At 69.7% G+C, this 17,708-nt stretch carries 20 protein-coding genes; 2 read left to right on the top strand and 18 right to left on the bottom strand.

Features of this window, described 5'->3' with window-relative positions; genetic code table 11:
* Positions 1-11: 11 nt before the first annotated feature.
* A complete protein-coding gene (rlmN, locus tag ACTMVF_RS30840; protein ID WP_441274385.1) occupies positions 12-1,118 on the bottom strand; it encodes a 23S rRNA (adenine(2503)-C(2))-methyltransferase RlmN in 1,107 nt (368 codons plus the stop codon).
* 107 nt (positions 1,119-1,225) lie between these two features.
* Between rlmN and ACTMVF_RS30845 the strand changes: the two genes are divergently transcribed.
* Positions 1,226-1,501 (top strand): hypothetical protein, encoded by a 276-nt coding sequence (locus tag ACTMVF_RS30845; RefSeq protein WP_441274386.1) that lies wholly within the window; start codon positions 1,226-1,228, stop codon positions 1,499-1,501.
* Positions 1,502-1,521: 20 nt separating this feature from the next.
* On the opposite strand, the gene ACTMVF_RS30850 is transcribed toward ACTMVF_RS30845, so the two are convergent.
* The 6 genes from ACTMVF_RS30850 to rpsB all read right to left on the bottom strand — a co-directional run bounded on the left by ACTMVF_RS30850 (position 1,522) and on the right by rpsB (position 6,877).
* A complete protein-coding gene (locus tag ACTMVF_RS30850) occupies positions 1,522-1,971 on the bottom strand; it encodes an SRPBCC family protein (RefSeq protein WP_441274387.1) in 450 nt (149 codons plus the stop codon).
* A 129-nt stretch (positions 1,972-2,100) separates the two neighbouring features.
* Positions 2,101-3,258, bottom strand: a complete 1,158-nt coding sequence (locus ACTMVF_RS30855; RefSeq protein WP_441274388.1) for a phosphatidate cytidylyltransferase — start codon at positions 3,256-3,258, stop codon at positions 2,101-2,103.
* Positions 3,258-3,815, bottom strand: coding sequence for a ribosome recycling factor (frr, locus tag ACTMVF_RS30860; RefSeq protein ID WP_062709224.1), 558 nt, complete (start codon positions 3,813-3,815; stop codon positions 3,258-3,260). The genes ACTMVF_RS30855 and frr overlap by 1 nt, the downstream gene beginning before the upstream one ends.
* A gap of 169 nt (positions 3,816-3,984) precedes the next feature.
* Entirely contained in the window at positions 3,985-4,743 is a 759-nt protein-coding gene (gene pyrH, locus ACTMVF_RS30865) for a UMP kinase (RefSeq protein ID WP_441274389.1), read from the bottom strand.
* Positions 4,744-4,939: 196 nt separating this feature from the next.
* Positions 4,940-5,776, bottom strand: a complete 837-nt coding sequence (gene tsf / locus ACTMVF_RS30870) for a translation elongation factor Ts (protein ID WP_403341698.1) — start codon at positions 5,774-5,776, stop codon at positions 4,940-4,942.
* Between the two features lie 177 nt (positions 5,777-5,953).
* The gene (rpsB, locus tag ACTMVF_RS30875) at positions 5,954-6,877 is read right to left on the bottom strand and encodes a 30S ribosomal protein S2 (protein ID WP_441274390.1); all 924 of its coding nucleotides are present in this window, start codon (positions 6,875-6,877) and stop codon (positions 5,954-5,956) included.
* Between the two features lie 281 nt (positions 6,878-7,158).
* On the opposite strand from rpsB, the gene ACTMVF_RS30880 reads away from it, so the two are divergent.
* The gene (locus tag ACTMVF_RS30880) at positions 7,159-7,761 is read left to right on the top strand and encodes a M23 family metallopeptidase (protein WP_441274457.1); all 603 of its coding nucleotides are present in this window, start codon (positions 7,159-7,161) and stop codon (positions 7,759-7,761) included.
* A gap of 358 nt (positions 7,762-8,119) precedes the next feature.
* Here the strand turns inward: ACTMVF_RS30880 and ACTMVF_RS30885 are convergent, their stop codons facing one another.
* The 11 genes from ACTMVF_RS30885 to lepB (ACTMVF_RS30935) all read right to left on the bottom strand — a co-directional run bounded on the left by ACTMVF_RS30885 (position 8,120) and on the right by lepB (ACTMVF_RS30935) (position 17,656).
* On the bottom strand, positions 8,120-8,677 hold the full coding sequence (locus ACTMVF_RS30885; protein ID WP_441274458.1) for a TetR/AcrR family transcriptional regulator: 558 nt from the start codon (positions 8,675-8,677) through the stop codon (positions 8,120-8,122).
* A 95-nt stretch (positions 8,678-8,772) separates the two neighbouring features.
* Positions 8,773-9,615: an RNA polymerase sigma factor WhiG gene (gene whiG, locus ACTMVF_RS30890; RefSeq protein WP_147994030.1), complete on the bottom strand. Its 843-nt coding sequence runs from the start codon at positions 9,613-9,615 to the stop codon at positions 8,773-8,775.
* 304 nt (positions 9,616-9,919) lie between these two features.
* Positions 9,920-11,080 carry a DNA-processing protein DprA gene (dprA, locus tag ACTMVF_RS30895; protein WP_441274391.1) on the bottom strand — a complete coding sequence of 387 codons (1,161 nt, stop codon included), beginning with the start codon at positions 11,078-11,080 and terminating at the stop codon, positions 9,920-9,922.
* Positions 11,077-12,702, bottom strand: coding sequence for a YifB family Mg chelatase-like AAA ATPase (locus ACTMVF_RS30900; RefSeq protein WP_441274392.1), 1,626 nt, complete (start codon positions 12,700-12,702; stop codon positions 11,077-11,079). The genes dprA and ACTMVF_RS30900 overlap by 4 nt, the downstream gene beginning before the upstream one ends.
* A gap of 1 nt (position 12,703) precedes the next feature.
* Entirely contained in the window at positions 12,704-13,081 is a 378-nt protein-coding gene (locus ACTMVF_RS30905; RefSeq protein ID WP_441274393.1) for a YraN family protein, read from the bottom strand.
* Positions 13,082-13,188: 107 nt separating this feature from the next.
* The gene (locus ACTMVF_RS30910) at positions 13,189-13,497 is read right to left on the bottom strand and encodes a DUF2469 domain-containing protein (RefSeq protein WP_003965949.1); all 309 of its coding nucleotides are present in this window, start codon (positions 13,495-13,497) and stop codon (positions 13,189-13,191) included.
* Positions 13,498-13,553: 56 nt separating this feature from the next.
* Positions 13,554-14,090: an NUDIX hydrolase gene (locus ACTMVF_RS30915; protein ID WP_441274394.1), complete on the bottom strand. Its 537-nt coding sequence runs from the start codon at positions 14,088-14,090 to the stop codon at positions 13,554-13,556.
* Entirely contained in the window at positions 14,080-14,856 is a 777-nt protein-coding gene (gene lepB, locus ACTMVF_RS30920; RefSeq protein ID WP_441274395.1) for a signal peptidase I, read from the bottom strand. Before lepB (ACTMVF_RS30920) ends, ACTMVF_RS30915 begins: the two co-directional genes overlap by 11 nt.
* A 140-nt stretch (positions 14,857-14,996) precedes the next feature.
* Complete coding sequence (gene lepB / locus ACTMVF_RS30925; RefSeq protein WP_441274396.1) at positions 14,997-15,968, bottom strand: signal peptidase I; 972 nt, start codon at positions 15,966-15,968, stop codon at positions 14,997-14,999.
* A complete protein-coding gene (gene lepB / locus ACTMVF_RS30930; protein WP_441274397.1) occupies positions 15,856-16,947 on the bottom strand; it encodes a signal peptidase I in 1,092 nt (363 codons plus the stop codon). The genes lepB (ACTMVF_RS30925) and lepB (ACTMVF_RS30930) overlap by 113 nt, the downstream gene beginning before the upstream one ends.
* Entirely contained in the window at positions 16,940-17,656 is a 717-nt protein-coding gene (gene lepB, locus ACTMVF_RS30935) for a signal peptidase I (protein WP_441274398.1), read from the bottom strand. The genes lepB (ACTMVF_RS30930) and lepB (ACTMVF_RS30935) overlap by 8 nt, the downstream gene beginning before the upstream one ends.
* Positions 17,657-17,708 lie beyond the last annotated feature (52 nt).

Here is a 17,708-nt window from a genome sequence, read left to right on the forward strand (position 1 = left end):
CGGGGGTCAGACTACCGCTCGGTCGCCGCGAGCTGCCCACACGCCCCGTCGATCTCCTGCCCACGGGTGTCCCGAATCGTCACCGGCACACCATGGGCGGCGATGGCCTCGACGAACGCCTTCTCGTCCTCGGGCCGGGAAGCGGTCCACTTCGACCCGGGCGTCGGGTTCAGCGGAATCAGGTTCACATGCACCGGCTTGCCCTTGAGCAGCCGCCCCAGCCGGTCACCACGCCAGGCCTGGTCGTTGATGTCCCGGATGAGGGCGTACTCGATGGACAGCCGACGGCCCGACTTGGCGACGTACTCGAACCCGGCGTCGAGCACCTCACGCACCTTCCACCGCGTATTGACCGGCACCAGGGTGTCGCGCAGCTCGTCGTCGGGCGCGTGCAGCGAGATCGCGAGACGGCACTTGAAGCCCTCGTCGGCGAACCGGTGGATGGCCGGCACGAGCCCGACCGTCGACACGGTGATCCCACGCTGGGACAGCCCCAGCCCATCGGGCTCGGGATCGGTGAGCCGTCGAATGGCGCCCACGACCCGGTTGTAGTTGGCGAGCGGCTCCCCCATCCCCATGAAGACGATGTTGGAAAGCCGCGCGGTCCCCCCAGGAACCTCTCCGTCCCTGAGCGCCCGCATCCCGTCCACGATCTGATGCACGATCTCGGCGGTGGACAGATTCCGGTCGAGCCCCGCCTGCCCGGTCGCACAGAACGGGCAGTTCATCCCGCACCCCGCCTGCGAACTGATGCACATGGTCACCCGGTCCGGGTACCGCATCAGCACCGACTCGACGAGCGTCCCGTCGAACAGCCGCCACAGCGTCTTGCGCGTGTCGCCCTGGTCGGTCGACAGATGCCGTACGACGGTCATCAGCTCGGGGAACAGCTCCTCCCGCAGCTTGGCGCGCGAACCGGCGGGGATGTCGGTCCACTGCTCCGGGTCGTGCGCGTACCGCGCGAAGTAGTGCTGCGAGAGCTGTCTGGCACGAAACGGCTTCTCACCGATAGCGGCGACGGCGTCCTTGCGCTCACCGGGCGTGAGGTCGGCAAGATGCCGCGGCGGCTTCTTGGCTCCGCGCGGGGCGACGAAAGTGAGTTCTCCGGGCTTAGGCATGGCTCAACCAGTGTCGCAGATCAAATCTCGTGCCTCGCCGGCCCGAGTGCCGCTCCGGCCGCGTACGGGCATCCTGAAGGCACGGCAAACGGGCAAAGGCGGCAGCGATGATCGCGAGGGTGGCCGTCTGGGAACCGATGCCGACCGACGACCGGGACTGGGTGCTGGAAGCCGCTGCCACCGTGCCCGGTGTGCACGGCGCGTATCACCTCGTCGCTCCCGCGACGGGCAAGGGGCTGTCCATCGCCTTCTTGGAGGACGAGGCGGCGGCTCAGGCAGCACGAGCCGCCATCGAGCGACGTGCCGAAGAGATCGGCTGGAACGACGCCCGACACCCGGCGCCCGCCTCCCACACGATCTACAACGTCATCCGGCACACGTAGCCCGGCCCACGTGTGGGCCCTCAGCCGCTCGTGCGCTCCAACCTGTCCTTCAGCAGCTGCTCGTCACGCGGCAGCTCCTTGCGGACCTGAGGGCGGACGACCAGGGGCACCAGGAGCTTGCCGAAGCCGTGGCCTTCGAAGTCGAGCTCGATCGTCACACGGGAACGGCGGCCGTCGTCGAGCGGCTCGATCTCGCCGTGCGCCCTTGGCCTGACGGGGCCCTCGGTCCCGTGCAGATCCCAGCTGTGCGGTGGGTCGAGCTCGGTGAACTCCACGGTCATCGGAATCTCGCGACTGCCGATGCGCCGGGTGACCCGGACCCGGGAGCCGGGGTGCGTGGGCCCCTCGTCGAGCACGTCCGCGGAGACGGCGCTCAACTGCCATTCCGGGAGGTGGGAGGGGTCCGTGACATACGCGTAGACCTCGTCCGGGGACCGGTCTATGTCGATGACTTCTCGGATGGCGGTCATGATGACCCCCTTTGGATGCCTTCGATGACGTACACCGACGTACACCGGAATCGTCCCACCTGCGGACCTCGGGCACCATCGCAAGAAGCCCCCGCCCGACAAGGGCGAGGGCTTCCGGTCATGGCTTCGTCAGCCCGACCCCACGAAGAGCACCAGCAGCAACCACACCACCGGCGCCGTAGGCAGCAACGAATCCAGCCGGTCCATGATCCCGCCATGCCCCGGCAGCAGCGTGCCCATGTCCTTGATGCCCAGGTCCCGCTTGATCATCGACTCGCCGAGGTCGCCGAGCGTGGCGCTGGCCGCGACCGCCAGGCCCAGCAGCAGGCCCTGCCACCAGGCTCCGTCGTCGATCAGGAACTCCATGCACAGCGCGCCCGCCACCATCGCGAAGCTCACCGCGCCGAGCAGGCCCTCGCGGGTCTTGCCGGGGCTGATGCGCGGGGCGAGCTTGTGCTTGCCGAAGCGCCAGCCGATGGCGTACGCCCCGGTGTCGCTGACGACCGTCAGGAGCAGGAACGTCATGACGCGGAACGCCCCGTCCTCGGCGGTCAGCATCATCGCGACGAACGTCGCCAGGAACGGCACGTAGAACGCCGCGAAGACGCCCGCGGTGACGTCCTTGAGGTAGCCCTCCGGTGGCTCCGTCATCCGCCAGCCCAGCACGGCCAGCGCGGTCAGCGCCAACGACACCCAGGCACCCTCGGCGCCCCGGACGTACCCGGCGACGACCATGGCCGCACCGCCGAGCGCGAGCGGAACGAGCGGCGCCTTGATGCCCTTGCGCTCGTCGAGTCGCTTGGTCAGCTCCCACAGGCCCACGACGACGGCGACCACGACGACGCCGACGAACACCGCCTTGACGACGAACAGCGACGCGATGATCACCACACCGAGCCCGATACCGACCCCTATGGCCGCACTCAGGTCACGCCCCGCGCTCTTCTTCTGCGGCTGGGGCGCCGGCTGCGAGGCGTCGGGCATGGGCTCCGGATTCTGCGGCGCCGCCTCGGAGGGCCGCGCCTGCGGCGTGTCATAAGGCCGCGCCTGCGGCGGCCGGTCGCGGAACAAGGGGCCGCTCAGCCGAGCGGCCCCCCGGTCGTCATCCTGGTCTCCGCCATACGCGGGTACGTCGGGCACGATGGGCATGGGGCGAGTCTGCTGCGCCTCAGGCGCATCGTACGCGGGACCCGCCGGGGCAGCCCCCTGGACAGGTCCACGCTCGGCGGCACCCCAGTACCCGGCTTGCCCGGCTTGTGGCGGCGCCCCCCAGGAAGAGTCGTTCATCAGACCTCGAGAAGCTCCGCTTCCTTGTGCTTGAGGAGCTCGTCCACCTGAGCGACGTACTTGTGCGTGGTGTCGTCGAGCTCCTTCTCCGCACGGCGGCCCTCGTCCTCGCCGATCTCGCCGTCCTTGATCAGCTTGTCGATGGCGTCCTTCGCCTTGCGGCGCACGGAGCGGATGGACACACGTGCGTCCTCGGCCTTGCCCTTGGCGACCTTGATGTAGTCGCGGCGGCGCTCCTCGGTGAGCTCGGGGAACACCACTCGGATGATGTTGCCGTCGTTGCTCGGGTTGACGCCCAGGTCGGAGTCCCGGATCGCCTGCTCGATGTTGCGCAGCGCGGTCTTGTCGAACGGGGTCACGACCGCCATGCGCGGCTCCGGCACGGAGAACGAAGCCAGCTGGTTGATCGGCGTCGGCGCGCCGTAGTAGTCGGCCACGATCTTGTTGAACATCGCCGGGTGCGCACGGCCGGTGCGGATCGCGGCGAAGTCCTCCTTGGCGACCACGACGGCCTTCTCCATCTTCTCCTCGGCCTCGAGGAGGGTCTCTTCGATCACCACTTGCTCCTGCGTGTCTTGAGTAAAGGCCCGGCTGCGGTTCCTGCGTGGGGGCGGCGGCCGGCTGCGTCGCGTCTTCTTCCTGCACGGTTCCCGACCGGCAGGACATTGTCCATCCCCCGGTCAGGGTCCGTCCCGTCCGTCGCCCGGACGGGCTTGCTCTCGGGCGTCAGCCCTGGCTGCCCTGCTCACCCACAAGCGTGCCGATCTTCTCACCCTTGACGGCGCGGGCGATATTGCCCTCCGCCAGAAGCTCGAAGACGAGGATCGGGAGCTTGTTGTCGCGGCACAGGGTGATCGCGGTCATGTCGGCGACCTTGAGGTCGCGGGTGATGACCTCGCCGTAGCCGAGGGAGTCGAACTTGACGGCGTCCGGGTTGGCCTTCGGGTCGGAGTCGTAGACCCCGTCCACCCCGTTCTTGCCCATCAGCAGCGCCTGGGCGTCGATCTCCAGGGCGCGCTGGGCGGCGGTGGTGTCGGTGGAGAAGTACGGCATGCCCATACCGGCGCCGAAGATGACCACGCGGCCCTTCTCCAGGTGCCGAACGGCGCGCAGCGGGATGTACGGCTCGGCGACCTGGCCCATGGTGATGGCGGTCTGGACCCGGCTGTCGATGCCCTCCTTCTCCAGGAAGTCCTGGAGGGCGAGGCAGTTCATCACGGTGCCGAGCATGCCCATGTAGTCGGAGCGGGCCCGGTCCATGCCGCGCTGCTGGAGTTCGGCGCCGCGGAAGAAGTTGCCGCCGCCGATGACGACCGCGATCTGCGCCCCGTCGCGGACGACGGCGGCGATCTCGCGGGCGATCTTGTGCACCACGTCCGGGTCGACACCGAGGCCCCCGCCGCCCGAGAAGGCCTCTCCGGACAGCTTCAGCAGATACCGGCCGTGTACTTTGCCGTCGTCGCTCTTCTGGGCCTTGGTGGTCATCGAGATCCCGCCTTTGTTACGTGGTGCACATACGAAGAAGGCCATTGCCGGTGGGGGCGTGTTTCGCATCCCATGCGCGGCAATGGCCTCCTCGTCAGATCTGCTGTCGTCCGTCACGCGCGCGTGCGTGGTGACGGCGTCCGCGGACGACTTGCCCTCGACCTTATCGGGGTCGGGCGTCGATCGCGGTACGGACTCAGATGCCGACCTTGATGCGCGAGAAGCGCTTCAGGGTGACACCGGCCTCGTCCAGAACCTTCTGGACGGACTTCTTGTTGTCGAGCGCGTACGGCTGGCCGAGCAGCGTGGCGTCCTTGAAGAAGCCGTTGAGGCGACCCTCGACGATCTTCGGCAGGGCGGCCTCGGGCTTGCCCTCGGCGCGGGTGGTCTCCTCGGCGACGCGGCGCTCGGACTCGACGACCTCGGCCGGGACGTCCTCCTTGGAGAGGTACTTCGGCGCGAAGGCGGCGATGTGCTGGGCGACGCCCTTGGCGACCTCGGCGTTCGGCTTGTCCAGCTCGACGAGGACACCGATCTGCGGGGGCAGGTCGGGCATCGTGCGGTGCATGTACGCGATCACGAAGCCGTCGGCGAACTGCGCGAAGCGGTCCAGGACGATCTTCTCACCGAGGTTGGCGTTGGCCTCGTCCACGAACGCCTGAACGGTCTTGCCGGCCTCGATCTCCGAGGCGAGCAGGGCCTCGATGTCGGCCGGAGAGGTCTTGGCGACGTGCTCGGCGATGGCGTTGGCCACGGCCTGGAACTTCTCGCCCTTGGCGACGAAGTCCGTCTCGCACTTCAGCTCGACGAGGACACCGGAGGAGTTGTCGTCAGCGATGATCGAGACCACGGCGCCGTTCTCGGCGGAGCGGCCCTCGCGCTTGGCGACGCCCTTCTGGCCCTTGATGCGGAGCGCCTCGACGGCCTTCTCGACGTTGCCCTCGGCCTCGTCCAGCGCCTTCTTGCAGTCCATCATGCCGGCGCCGGTGAGCTCACGGAGCTTCTTGACGTCAGCGGCGGTGTAGTTCGCCATGAGTCTGTGAATCTTTCTCGGAGTCTGGAAGATCGAAGATCTACGGGGTCTATGGCCCCCATGAAGGCGGGAGCCGCTGACCTTCCGTCGACCTACGGGTGAACGGCGGGAGCGGACTTCACCGCGCCGGAGGCGCTGTTGGATTCAGTACCGCTCCCGCCGTCAACGCTGACGGTGTCAGGCCTGCTCGCCCTCGGCGGCCGGCGCCTCGTCGGCGGGGGCCTCGGCGGCGGGGGCCTCGGCGGCCGGAGCCTCAGCGGCAGGCGCCTCGGCAGCCGGAGCCTCAGCGGCAGGGGCCTCGGCGGCGGCCGGAGCCTCGTCGGCCTTCTTCTCACCCTCGAGCAGGTCGCGCTCCCACTCGGCGAGCGGCTCGCCCGCGGCCTTCTCACCCTTGTCGCCGGTGGCGACGCCGGAGCGGGCGATGAGGCCCTCGGCGACGGCGTCGGCGATCACACGGGTGAGCAGGGTGACGGAGCGGATCGCGTCGTCGTTGCCCGGGATCTTGTAGTCGACCTCGTCGGGGTCGCAGTTGGTGTCGAGGATCGCGACGACCGGAATGTTGAGCTTCCGGGCCTCACCAACCGCGATGTGCTCCTTCTTGGTGTCCACGATCCAGACGGCGCTGGGCACCTTGGACATCTCGCGGATACCACCGAGGGTCTTCTCCAGCTTGGCCTTCTCGCGCGAGAGCACGAGAAGCTCCTTCTTGGTCAGACCGGAAGCGGCGACGTCCTCGAAGTCGATCTGCTCGAGCTCCTTGAGGCGCTGCAGACGCTTGTAGACGGTCGAGAAGTTGGTGAGCATGCCGCCCAGCCAGCGCTGGTTGACGAAGGGCATGCCGACGCGGGTGGCCTGCTCGGCGATGGCCTCCTGCGCCTGCTTCTTCGTACCGACGAACATGACCGTGCCGCCGTGGGCGACGGTCTCCTTGACGAACTCGTAGGCGCGGTCGATGTACGACAGCGACTGGAGCAGGTCGATGATGTAGATGCCGTTGCGCTCCGTGAAGATGAAGCGCTTCATCTTCGGGTTCCAACGACGGGTCTGGTGACCGAAGTGGACGCCGCTCTCCAGCAGCTCCCGCATCGTGACGACGGCCATGGCCGCACTCCTTGAATGTTCTCGGTTGTGCCGCGGATGCCGGACGGCTTCCGCGCCTGACGCCCACATGCGCCGTGCCACGAAGGACCGAGGGGCGCTGACACGGGCCGTTTCCGGTGGCCGTGTCGGGGCGTGCGAAGTCGACCCGGTGACCCGGATCGCCAGAAGAAGTGTACGGGACCCGCGGGGCCCCGGGTGACGCCGCTGTCCACAACCGGGGAGTTGTCCACAGATCCCGGCCATGATCGGTGGGGATGCGGGACGGTTTCGGCATGCGAGAGATGCGATACGCGAGGACGGCAAGGACGTGCGGGCGGCTGGTCTTGCTGCTGATCCTGACGGCAACCGTCCTGCTGGCACCGGCCCCACGACTGACCCCGACCGCCACGAGCACACCCGCCGCACCGGCCCCGGACCCGACGGTGCCCACGATCGGCCGAGCGTGGCCCGTGGGTTTACGTCCCCCGGTCCTCCGCGGCTGGGAGCCCCCGGCGACGCGGTACGGCCGCGGCCACCGCGGTGTGGACCTGGCGGCCGCGGCCGGGGCACCAGTACGGGCGGTGGCGGCGGGGCGGGTGTCCTTCGCCGGCCGGGTCGCGGGCAAGGGTGTCGTGTCGGTGGAGCTGACGGCCACGGGGGACCCACCCTTGCGGACGACGTACGAGCCGGTGCGGGCGGCCGTGAAGAAGGGGGACGAGGTAGCGGCGGGGGAGGTGGTGGGCACGGTGGAGGCGACTGGCTCGCACTGTGCAGGTGCGTGCGTGCACTGGGGTTTGCGAAGCGGCGAGGCCTATCTGAACCCCCTCTCACTCCTGCCCCCCTGGCTGCTGCGCAGGGGCCCGTCGAGACTGCTGCCGGTATTGGGGGTGCCGCTGCCGGCGTAGCCGACCCAGCCTGCGGACGGCCACTACTCGCAGCCTCGAGGGCATTCGCGCCACCGGCGCGGCGCCCGCCCAGGCACACGGATCCGCTATGCGGACGCAACTGCGGGCAGCCGTGCGGCGGAGGTGACACCACCCATACGGACGCAGCCTCCAGCTGTCACGCCACTGAGGCAGCACCCACCCACACCGATACCGACGTAGCTGCGGGCAGTCGTGCCGCTGGGGCGGCACGGGTGGGCGCGGCGGCACCCCGCTGGCGCCGGATTGCGCGACGCCCCGGCCTCAGCCTCGACGCCGGGTGCCGATCAGCACCGGTGCCGCAACCCACCCGCGCCCGGTAACCCGCACCCAGCCGACCTCAGCCCCGCACACCCCTCAGCGACATGGCCACAGCCGCATCCGTGATCGCTCCGGGCTCCTCCGCCGCCCCCAGCTCGATCCGCCGGACAGCCGCATCCACGACGCCCTGCAACAGCATCGCCGCCAGCCGAGGCTCCCCGTGCCCCATCTCCCGCAGCGCCTCGACGATCATCGCGACCAGCCCGCCGTGCGCCGCCCGGATCTTCTCCCGGGCCCCCGCGTCCAGTTCACTCGCGGAGATCGCCACCACGGCCCGATGCCGCCGGTCCCCGACCAGCGCGAGCTGCTGGCGCACATACGCCTCGATCTTGCCTTCGGCGGTCGACTCCCGCTCCATGGCCGCCGAGACCTCCGCGGCCCACACAGGGAAGTCGACCTCGCACAGCTCCTCGACCACGGCTGCGCGTGACCGGAAGTACTCGTACACGGACGACCGCGCGAGCCCCGTCCGCTCGGCGAGAGCCGGGAAGGTCAGCGCCTCCGTCCCGCCCTCGGACAACAGGGAACGAGCCGCGTCCAGCAGGGCGGCTCGCTGCATCGACCGGTGCTCGGCCACGGAGGCCGCTCGAATCCTTGGCACGTCAGCCACTTTACGGACGCGCCACCCCCGACGGGAGTGTCTCCGCCGAACCCCGCCCTCATCGCGCCAGGTCAACGCCCGAAGCCGGCCAGTTTCGCCCGCAGCTGCAGCACGGACTTGGTGTGGATCTGGCTCACCCGGCTCTCGGTCACCCCCAGCACGTTCCCGATCTCGGCCAGCGTGAGCCCCTCGTAGTAGTAGAGCGTGACCACGGTCTTCTCCCGCTCGGGCAACGTGTTGATCGCCCGCGCCAGAAACCGCCGCAGCTCCCGGTCCTCGGCCACCTCCACGGGATTGTCCGCGGCGGTGTCCTCCAGAGTGTCCATGACGCTCAGCCCGTCGCCGCCCTCGCCCCCGCCGTGCAGCAGCTCCTCCAGCGCCACCACGTTCGCCAGCGACAATTGGCTGAAGACCGCGTGGAGTTCGTCCACCGCGATCCCCATCTCGACGGCCACCTCCGCCTCCGTCGGTGTCCGCCGCAGCCGCGCCTCCAGCGTCGCGTACGCGCGTTCCACGTTCCGCGCCTTCTGCCGCACCGACCGCGGAATCCAGTCCAGTGCCCTGAGCTCGTCGATCATCGCGCCGCGGATCCGGGTGATCGCATACGTCTCGAACTTGATCTCCCGATCGATGTCGAACTTCTCGATCGCGTCGATCAGCCCGAACACCCCCGATGACACGAAGTCCGCCTGCTCGACGTTGGGCGGCAGACCGACGCTCACCCGGCCCGCCACGTACTTGACGAGCGGTGAGTAGTGCAGGATCAGCTGCTCGCGCAACCGCTCGTCCCCCGTCGCCTTGTACGACCGCCACAGCTCGTCGAGCGTCGAGGGAGCGGGCGGTCGCACGCTGCCACCGTCACGGGCGGCTGGGGGGATCGCCGCCCGGTCGGACCCGGAGGTGTGCTGGGGCATTCGTTGCCTTGTGCCGTTCTGCCGTGAAGTGGGGGTGCTTTGGGGGGCTGTCGGTCTGTGGTCGCGCTGGTGCCGTTCTGGGGACCTTCCGATGTCGAGGTGCCGGTCTGCGCCGGAATCCTCGTGAGCGTAGCGTGACTGCAGCGTCGCGGTGCGCGAAGGGCGGAGCGCAAGCCGTACGCAGATACGTTCCGCTGGACGCCCCGCCAGGTCATATCGTTCGCTCTACGTGATCACCCGAACACCCCAACTGGGCGAATTCACAAGGGCATCCGTGTTCCCCCGTACGGCCGAACACGCTCGGTCAACCTCCACTCCGACCGGCGCGAACGGAGATCATCGCCTGGCGTGTCAACTTCCAGCCGTCGCCGTGTCGTTCGACGTAACCAAGTGAGCGGAGTTCGTACAGTCTCGCGATCGCGTCGTCCTCGGTGGTCTGCGCGCCGCGTGCGACCTCGTCCGCCCGCGCAGCGCGAGCACCGGGCAGCGCGGCCAGGACTCTGCGCGCCCCCGGCTCCAGCAGATCGCGCGGCAGGACGGGCCCACGCCGCTCGGGCGCCAGCTCTCCCATGTCGCCCACGAGCTCGACGACCTCGGCGGCATCGGTGACCAGCACGGCGTCCCCGCGCAGCAGCTCGTGCACGCCCGCGGAGAGCCCGCTGGTGGCCGGGCCGGGCACGCCCATCATGTGACGCCCCAGCCGCTGTGCCGCCCGGGCGGTGACCAGCGACCCGCTGCGGTGGGCGGCCTCCACCACGACCGTGCCCCGCGTCAGCGCCGCGATCACCCGGTTCCGCACGATGAACCTGCTGGGCGTCGGATGGTCCCCCGGCGGCAGCTCCCCGAGCACGAGCCCCTGTTCCGCGATCCTGTTGATCAGCTGGGTGTGCCCGCGCGGATAGGGCCGGTCGACGCCGCAGGCGAGCACGGCGACGGTGGCCCCGCCGGCGCCGAGCGCGCCCCGGTGGGCGGCGCCGTCGACCCCATAGGCCCCCCCGGAGACGACCACCCACCCCCGCTCGGCAAGCCCGCCGGCGAGGGTGGCCGCCATGTGGGCGCCGTACTCGGTACAGGCCCGCGCCCCGACGAGGGCCACGGACCGCAGCGCCCACATCCGAAGACTGGCCCGCCCCCGCACCCACAGCCCGATGGGCCGCGCGTCCCCGAGATCATCGAGTTGCCCCGGCCACTCGACATCTCCCGGACACAGGAAACGCACCCCGGCCTCCCGGGCGACGGCAAGGTCCCGTCCGGGCTCGACCCGCACCGCCCGCGCCCGTAACCCGTCCCACCGCTTGTAACTCACCCCCGGCAAGACCTCCGCCCCTTCCCGCAGCCGCCGCACCACTTCTCCGACCCCGTACTCGCGCACCCACCGCCCGGCCACCTCGTCACCGGGCTCGACGACCCGGCTGAGAAACACCCGGCCGAGCAGTTCGTCGTCCGGCTCCTCGCTGCCGTTCACGTCAGCGCCCCGATGGCCATGGGCACACCCCGCGGCACACCGGTGCGCAGTTGCAGGGCCAGGGCGACGTCCGTGGCGTCGGGCCGGTCGTGACCGACGAGGTCGGCGACGGTCCAGGCGACGCGCAGGACGCGATCGAGCCCGCGAGCGGTCAGTACGCCGCGCTCCAGGTTCCGTTCCGCCTCGTCCATGGCGCCGACCGAGGCGTACCAACGGCTGCGCAGCTCACGCCCGGGGACCTCGCTGTTGGTCCGCCACGGCGTACCGGAAAGCCGGGCCGACGCCCGCTCACGGGCCGCGCGCACCCGGTCGGCGACCGTGGCGGTGGATTCACCCCGAGCCCCGCGCTCGGTCAGCTGGGCGCGGGTGACACGGTCCACCTCGACCCGGAGGTCGACCCGGTCGAGCAGCGGCCCGGACAGCCGCGCCTGATAGCGACGGATCGCCGAGGGCGGGCACTCGCACATGTCGTCCGTCTGGGAGAAGCGGCCACAGGGGCAGGGGTTGGCCGCCAGCACCATCAGGAACTTCGCCGGGAAGCGCACCACGCCCGCGCTGCGCGCGATGACGACGTGCCCGGCTTCCAGGGGCTGTCGCAGGGCGTCGAGGGCCTGACTGCTGAACTCCGGCGTCTCGTCCAGGAACAGGACACCCCGGTGGGACAGCGACACGGCGCCGGGCCGCGCGATGCCCTGACCCCCGCCGACGAGCGCCTGCATCGTCGCCGAATGATGCGGGGCGCAGTAGGGAGCCACGTCGATCATGGGCTTGCCGGGCGGCAGCAGCCCCGCCACCGAGTGCACCGCCGTGACCTCCAGCGACTCCTCCCTGCCGAGCCGGGGCAGGATGGCCGGCAGCCGTTCCGCGAGCATCGTCTTGCCGGCGCCGGGCGGCCCTTCCAGGAACAGGTGATGCCCGCCGGCCGCGGCGACCTCCACGGCCGTACGCGCCGACATCTGGCCCACCACATCGGCGAGGTCGTGCCCATGGTCAAGCTGGGCGGCTCCCATGCCGTGGATACCCGTGGCCGCGCCCGTCCCCGGCACGCGCAGTCCCGCGAGCAGCGGATCCGGTCGGCCCAGGTCATCGGGTTCCTCGTCGGGTACGGGTTCGTCCGCGAGGACGGCGATCAGCTGGCGCAGGCTGCGCACTCCCAGCACGGACACGCCCGGCACCAGCGAGGCCTCGGCCGCGGCGCACTCCGGGACGACCACCTGCTCATAGCCGGCGTCCGCCGCGGCCAGCACCGCGGGCAGGATGCCCCGCACGGGCCGCACTCGTCCGTCCAGGCCCAGCTCACCGATCATCACGATGTCGGCGAGGACCCGCGGATCGATCCGCTCGGAGGCTCCGAGGACGGCGCACGCAACGGCCAGATCGAAACCGCTGCCCGCCTTGGGCACCGATGCCGGACTGAGCCCGACGGTGAGCTTCTTCTGCGGCCACTCGCCGCCCGAGTTCACGACGGCCGCCCGAACCCGGTCCCGGCTCTCCGACAAGCTCTTGTCCGGCAGCCCCACCAAGGTGAACGCCGCCACCCCCGGTTCCAGGTCCGCCTGAACCTCGACCACCACACCCTCGACGCCCACCAGGGCCACCGAGCACGTTCGCGCGAACCCCATGTCAGGCCACCCCCCGCGCGTGCTCGACGACGGGCGCGCCGCGGTCGGGCAGAACGATGCCGACCAGGTCGATACGGACGCCTCCGGGTGGAGCCCCTCCATGAGCGTGGATCCAGCGTTCCGCGAGGCCTCGCAGACGCTGTGCCTTCTCGGGTGTGACCGCGGCCATCGGATGCTCGTAGCCGCTGGTCCTGCGGGTCTTCACCTCACAGACGACCACCACGTCGCCGTCCCTGGCGACGATGTCGATCTCTCCGGTCCTGCCACAGCGCCAGTTGCGCTGCAGGACCGTCATCCCGGCCTCGACCAGCCGCCGCGCGGCCAGTTCCTCGCCGTACCTGCCCAGTGCGCTGCGTGCGTTTCCCGTGCTCGTGCTCATGTCGGCACCACCTCCGGCGCCAACATTGAGGGCAGCTCAGCGAGCTATTGGATCTTGGTGGACAAGTCCGCGACTGTGGATAACTCCCTCACTCCTGCGAGTGAACGTCACCCACCCGGAAGCTCCAGATCACTCTTGTTCAGCTCCTCGATGTTCACGTCCTTGAACGTGAGCACGCGGACCTGCTTCACGAAGCGCGCCGGCCGGTACATGTCCCACACCCAGGCATCCGCCATGGACACCTCAAAGAACACCTCACCCTGGACCGAGTGCACCTGCATCTCGTAGTCATTGGTCAGATAGAAACGCCGCTCGGTCTCGATCACATACTTGAACAGACCGACGACATCGCGGTACTCCCGATAGAGCTTGAGCTCCATCTCGGTCTCGTACTTCTCGAGGTCCTCGGCGCTCATGGCATGTTCCCCTTCAGCCGTGCGATCCCACCATTGTGCGTCAGTCCCGTCAGCACCTAGACGATTTCGGGGTCAAGGGTCACGGGCCCGGCGGGGGGACCTTCGTCGAGCAGTCTGCGCAGCAGCTCGGCGAGTCTGGTCGGATACACCGTCTCATGTGCCCGGGCAAGTTCCCGACACGTCCACCAGCGCGCTCCGGCGACGCTGCGCCGCTCCAGTTCGGTGAGCCCCACGGGTCGGGTCGCCGTCTGCGTCGTACGGGCCAGGTAGTACCACTCGTCCTGGTCCCAGCGGCGTCCCGCGAACGGGAAGGAGCACATCCGTCGCCACAGCACGGGACCGAGTTCGACGTCCGTGATGCCGGTCTCCTCGGCGAGTTCCCGCAACGCGGCTTCCGCACGGCTCTCGTCGCCCTCGACGCCGCCGCCCGGCGTGAACCACCAGTCGTCGGCCGGATCCTCCGGCTCGTGGCCGTGCAGCAGCAGGATGCGGTCCTGCGGGTCGAGCAGCACGACCCGGGCTACCTTGCGCAACCCTCCGACGTAGGAGTCCCCGTACGGGCTCTCTCCCACACCCGCCACCTCAGCGGGCACCGGCGGGCTCCGTCCGGGGCCTGGCGCGCTTGGCCAACCTGTTCGCGATCGGCCCGTACGCCCCGCCGCCCAGGACCAGCACACCGCCCACGACGATCAGCGCGACGACCGTCCGCAGCGGTCCCGGCGACGACAGGGCACCCAGCTGTTCGAAGCTCGTGGGGCGCTCCAGCATGCCGTTCATGGGCCATACGACGGCGTCCACCCGGGCCGAGACGGCACTGCGCGCGACGGTGCCACTGGCGGCGTCCGTGAGGTGGGCGGTGGAGTCCAGGGAGCCGCTGCGCTCGTCACCGAGCAGGAAGAGCCTGCCCTTCGGCACCGTCACGGTCGGGAAGTTCTGGATCTCGGCCAGGCTGTCCTTGGCGAGATAGGGCTCGTCGATCTGCTTGCCGTTGACGGTCAACTTGCCGTCGGTGCAGCAGGCGACGGTGTCCCCACCGACGGCGACCACACGCTTGACCACGGGCGCGTTGGACACCCACGTCTTGTCCGTGAAGACGACGACGTCGCCCCGGCGTACCTCACCGCCGTCGATGCGCTGGGCCAGCACCCGGTCGCCCGCACCGATCGTCGGCGCCATCGAACTGGTGGGCACGGTGTACGGCCGGTAGAGGACCGCTCCCCAGGCGAACCCGCCGAGGAACAGCAACAGGCCCAGCGCCACGGCCAGCCCGGACAACCGCTGTCCGGTCCGGCTGCCCGCCGGGCCACTGCTCGCGCCACTCGCGCGCGGCGCCGTACGTGTCGTGCTCTCGCCACCCATGGGTCCGCACCCTACCCGGCGGTACCGACACCGGGCAGCCCCTCCTGAGCGCCCGAGGTCACCCGCTCGGCAAAGCTTTCCCAAGCTCGCCGCCCCGGAAGGAGGTACGGAAGGGCGGCGGCAGGAAGGTCGCCGAGCGGTCAGCGCGTCTCGGCCGCCTTGATCCGCTGCCGGCGCCACAGCACCAGCGGCACCGCACCGGCCAGGGCGAGCCCCTGCGGCGCGACCGTCAGAGCGGCGGACCGGGCGTCCAGGTTCTGCTCGAAGGTGTCCGGGACCGGCAGGTTGTCCCAGCGGTTGATCGGCCAGGCGATCACGATGGCGCGGCCCACGACCTCCTTGACGGGGACCATGCCGTGGTTCTTGTCGGACTGGTTGTAGCGCGAGTCACGGGAGTTCTGCCGGTGGTCGCCCATGACCCAGATGTAGCCCTCGGGGACCTTCACCTTGAACTGACCGCCCTGGTCGTCCTGGCTGCACGGCGTGTTGCCGGGGTAGACATAGGACGCCTCGCTCAGCGCCTTGCCGTTGACCTTCAGCGGGCCGGTGCCTTCGCACTCGACCGTGTCGCCGCCGACTCCGACGACGCGCTTGATGAGGTCCTTCTCCTCAGCGGACGGCATCAGGCCGATCCAGCTGAGGAACGTCTGCAGCGCGTTGGGGTCCGGGGTGGGCTCGCCCGCCAGCCAGTTGTCGGGGTCGTGGAAGACGACGACCTCGCCGCGCTCGGGCTCGGAGCCGAACCATGGGGTGAGCTTGTCGACCAGGACGCGGTCACCCTGCTGGAGGGTGTTCTGCATCGAGTCGGAGGGGATCGAGAACGCCTGCACCAGGAACGTCTTGATCAGCAGCGCGAGGACGAGCGCGATGCCGATCAGGATGGGCAGCTCCTTCCAGAAGGAGCGCTGTTTCTTCGGCTTGGGGGAAGCCCCGCCGGACCCCTGCTCGTCGGTCGGGGGCTGTCCGCCCGACCCTTCGCCGTCGCCGGCCGCTCCGGGGTCATTCCCGGAGGTCACAGCGCCGTCCGCGGCCGCGCCGGCTGCTCCCACGGGGTGTCCGCGGTGCTCCTCGCCGTCGTGCCCGGATCGTGCGCCAACCGCCACATCCCCCACGCCAACTCCTTACTCTGTGCCGCTGCCTGCCCCATGCACGGCGCAGGCCCACCACTCCCATAACGAGCGGGAGTTCCGCAGGGCTCGGGAGCTGGATCGTTCCGTTCGAATCGTCGTGGGCAACCCTATGCGACAGCTGGACGGACGCGGTCGACCCGGTCGCCGAGTCGGACACGGAAGCGTAGGTTTTCGGTTCCTCCAGGGAGGTCCAGTGGCCGAGGGGCCAGGCGATGACCATGGCCCGCCCCACCACCTCCTCCTCGGAGACGGTGCCGCCGTAGTTCCTGTCCTGGTGGGAGCGGGAGTCCGCGGAGTTGGCCCGGTGGTCGCCCATCACCCACAGCCGGCCCTGCGGGACGGTGATGTCGAACTCCGTCTTTGAGGGGACGTTGCCGGGATACAGATAGTCCTCGGTCAGGGGAACGCCGTTGACGGTGACCCGCCCTTGCGTGTCACAGCACTTGACGCGGTCCCCGCCGACGCCGACGACGCGCTTGATGAGGTCCTTCTCGTCGTCGGACGGCAGCAGGCCGATGAAGGTGAGCGCCTCCTTGACCTGCTTGACGACGACGGGGTCCTCCTTCTGCACCGTCGTCTGCTCGTCCTGGAGCCAGCCGCCGGGGTCCTTGAAGACGACGACGTCCCCGCGCTGCGGCTTGGAGCCGAACCAGGGCGTGAGCTTGTCGACCAGGACACGGTCACCGATCTGGATCGTCTGCTCCATGGAGCCGGAGGGGATCACGAAGGCTTGGACGAGGAAGGTCTTCAGGACGAGCGCGATGAGGACGGCGACGCCGACGAGGAGGGGTATCTCCTTCATCGCGGAGCGCCTGCGGCGCCGCTTGACCTTGCGCTGGAGCTTGCGCCGCTCCGCGCGCGTGCGACCGCCGGCGGGGCTGGCGGCGCGCCGGGCACCGGTGGGCAGCAGATTGTCGGCGGCGCTGGTGGGGGCTCCACGCGGCTTGCCACGGTTACCCATGCGCGCCCTCCGCTGCTGGCACGCGCGCGTAGGCGTCCGGTCGGTGCAGGTGGGTCCAGTGGGCGGTCGGCCATACGATCCAGTCGGCACGGCCGATCACGTCGTCGACCGGGACCATGCCGCCGCCGGGCGAGCCCAGATGGTCGCGGGAGTCGCTGGAGTCGCTGCGGTGGTCGCCGAGGACGAACAGGGTGCCGTCGGGCACGACGACGTCGAACGGCACCGTGGACGGGCTGTCACCGGGGTAAAGGAATGTCGACTCGTCGACCGACCGGCCATTCACCCGGATCCTCCCCTCCTTGTCGCAGCAGACCACGTGGTCTCCCCCCACACCCACAACGCGTTTGATGTAGTCGGCATCCCCGAAGTACCCAGTTCCATCGAACACGACAACATCACCGCGTCGCGGCTCGGCACCGAAACGGTACGCCAACTTATTTACGAGAACGCGGTCGCCGATCCTCAATCCGGACTCCATGGATCCGCTGGGAATCTCGAACGGCCGCAGCACGAACGTGTTGAGCAACAGCAGGAACACCAGGAAAACCAGCAGGGTCAGGCTGATGCGCCCGCCCGGGAGCCACTGGGTGATCCGCGACACCAACGCGAAGCGCGACCGTCCCTCCTGACCCTCTGTGTCCGAGATCTCCTCGGAGTCGGAAGGGCGGGAGGAGCGGTCGCGCTCCGTCGGCTGTGCTTCGGTGTCCATCGGGGCCAGATGTTATCCGGCCCCGCTTTGGACCCCGCGGGGGCGAGCCCCC

Source organism: Streptomyces sp. SD31 (genome assembly GCF_052068475.1).
In the GTDB taxonomy this organism is placed as follows: domain Bacteria; phylum Actinomycetota; class Actinomycetes; order Streptomycetales; family Streptomycetaceae; genus Streptomyces.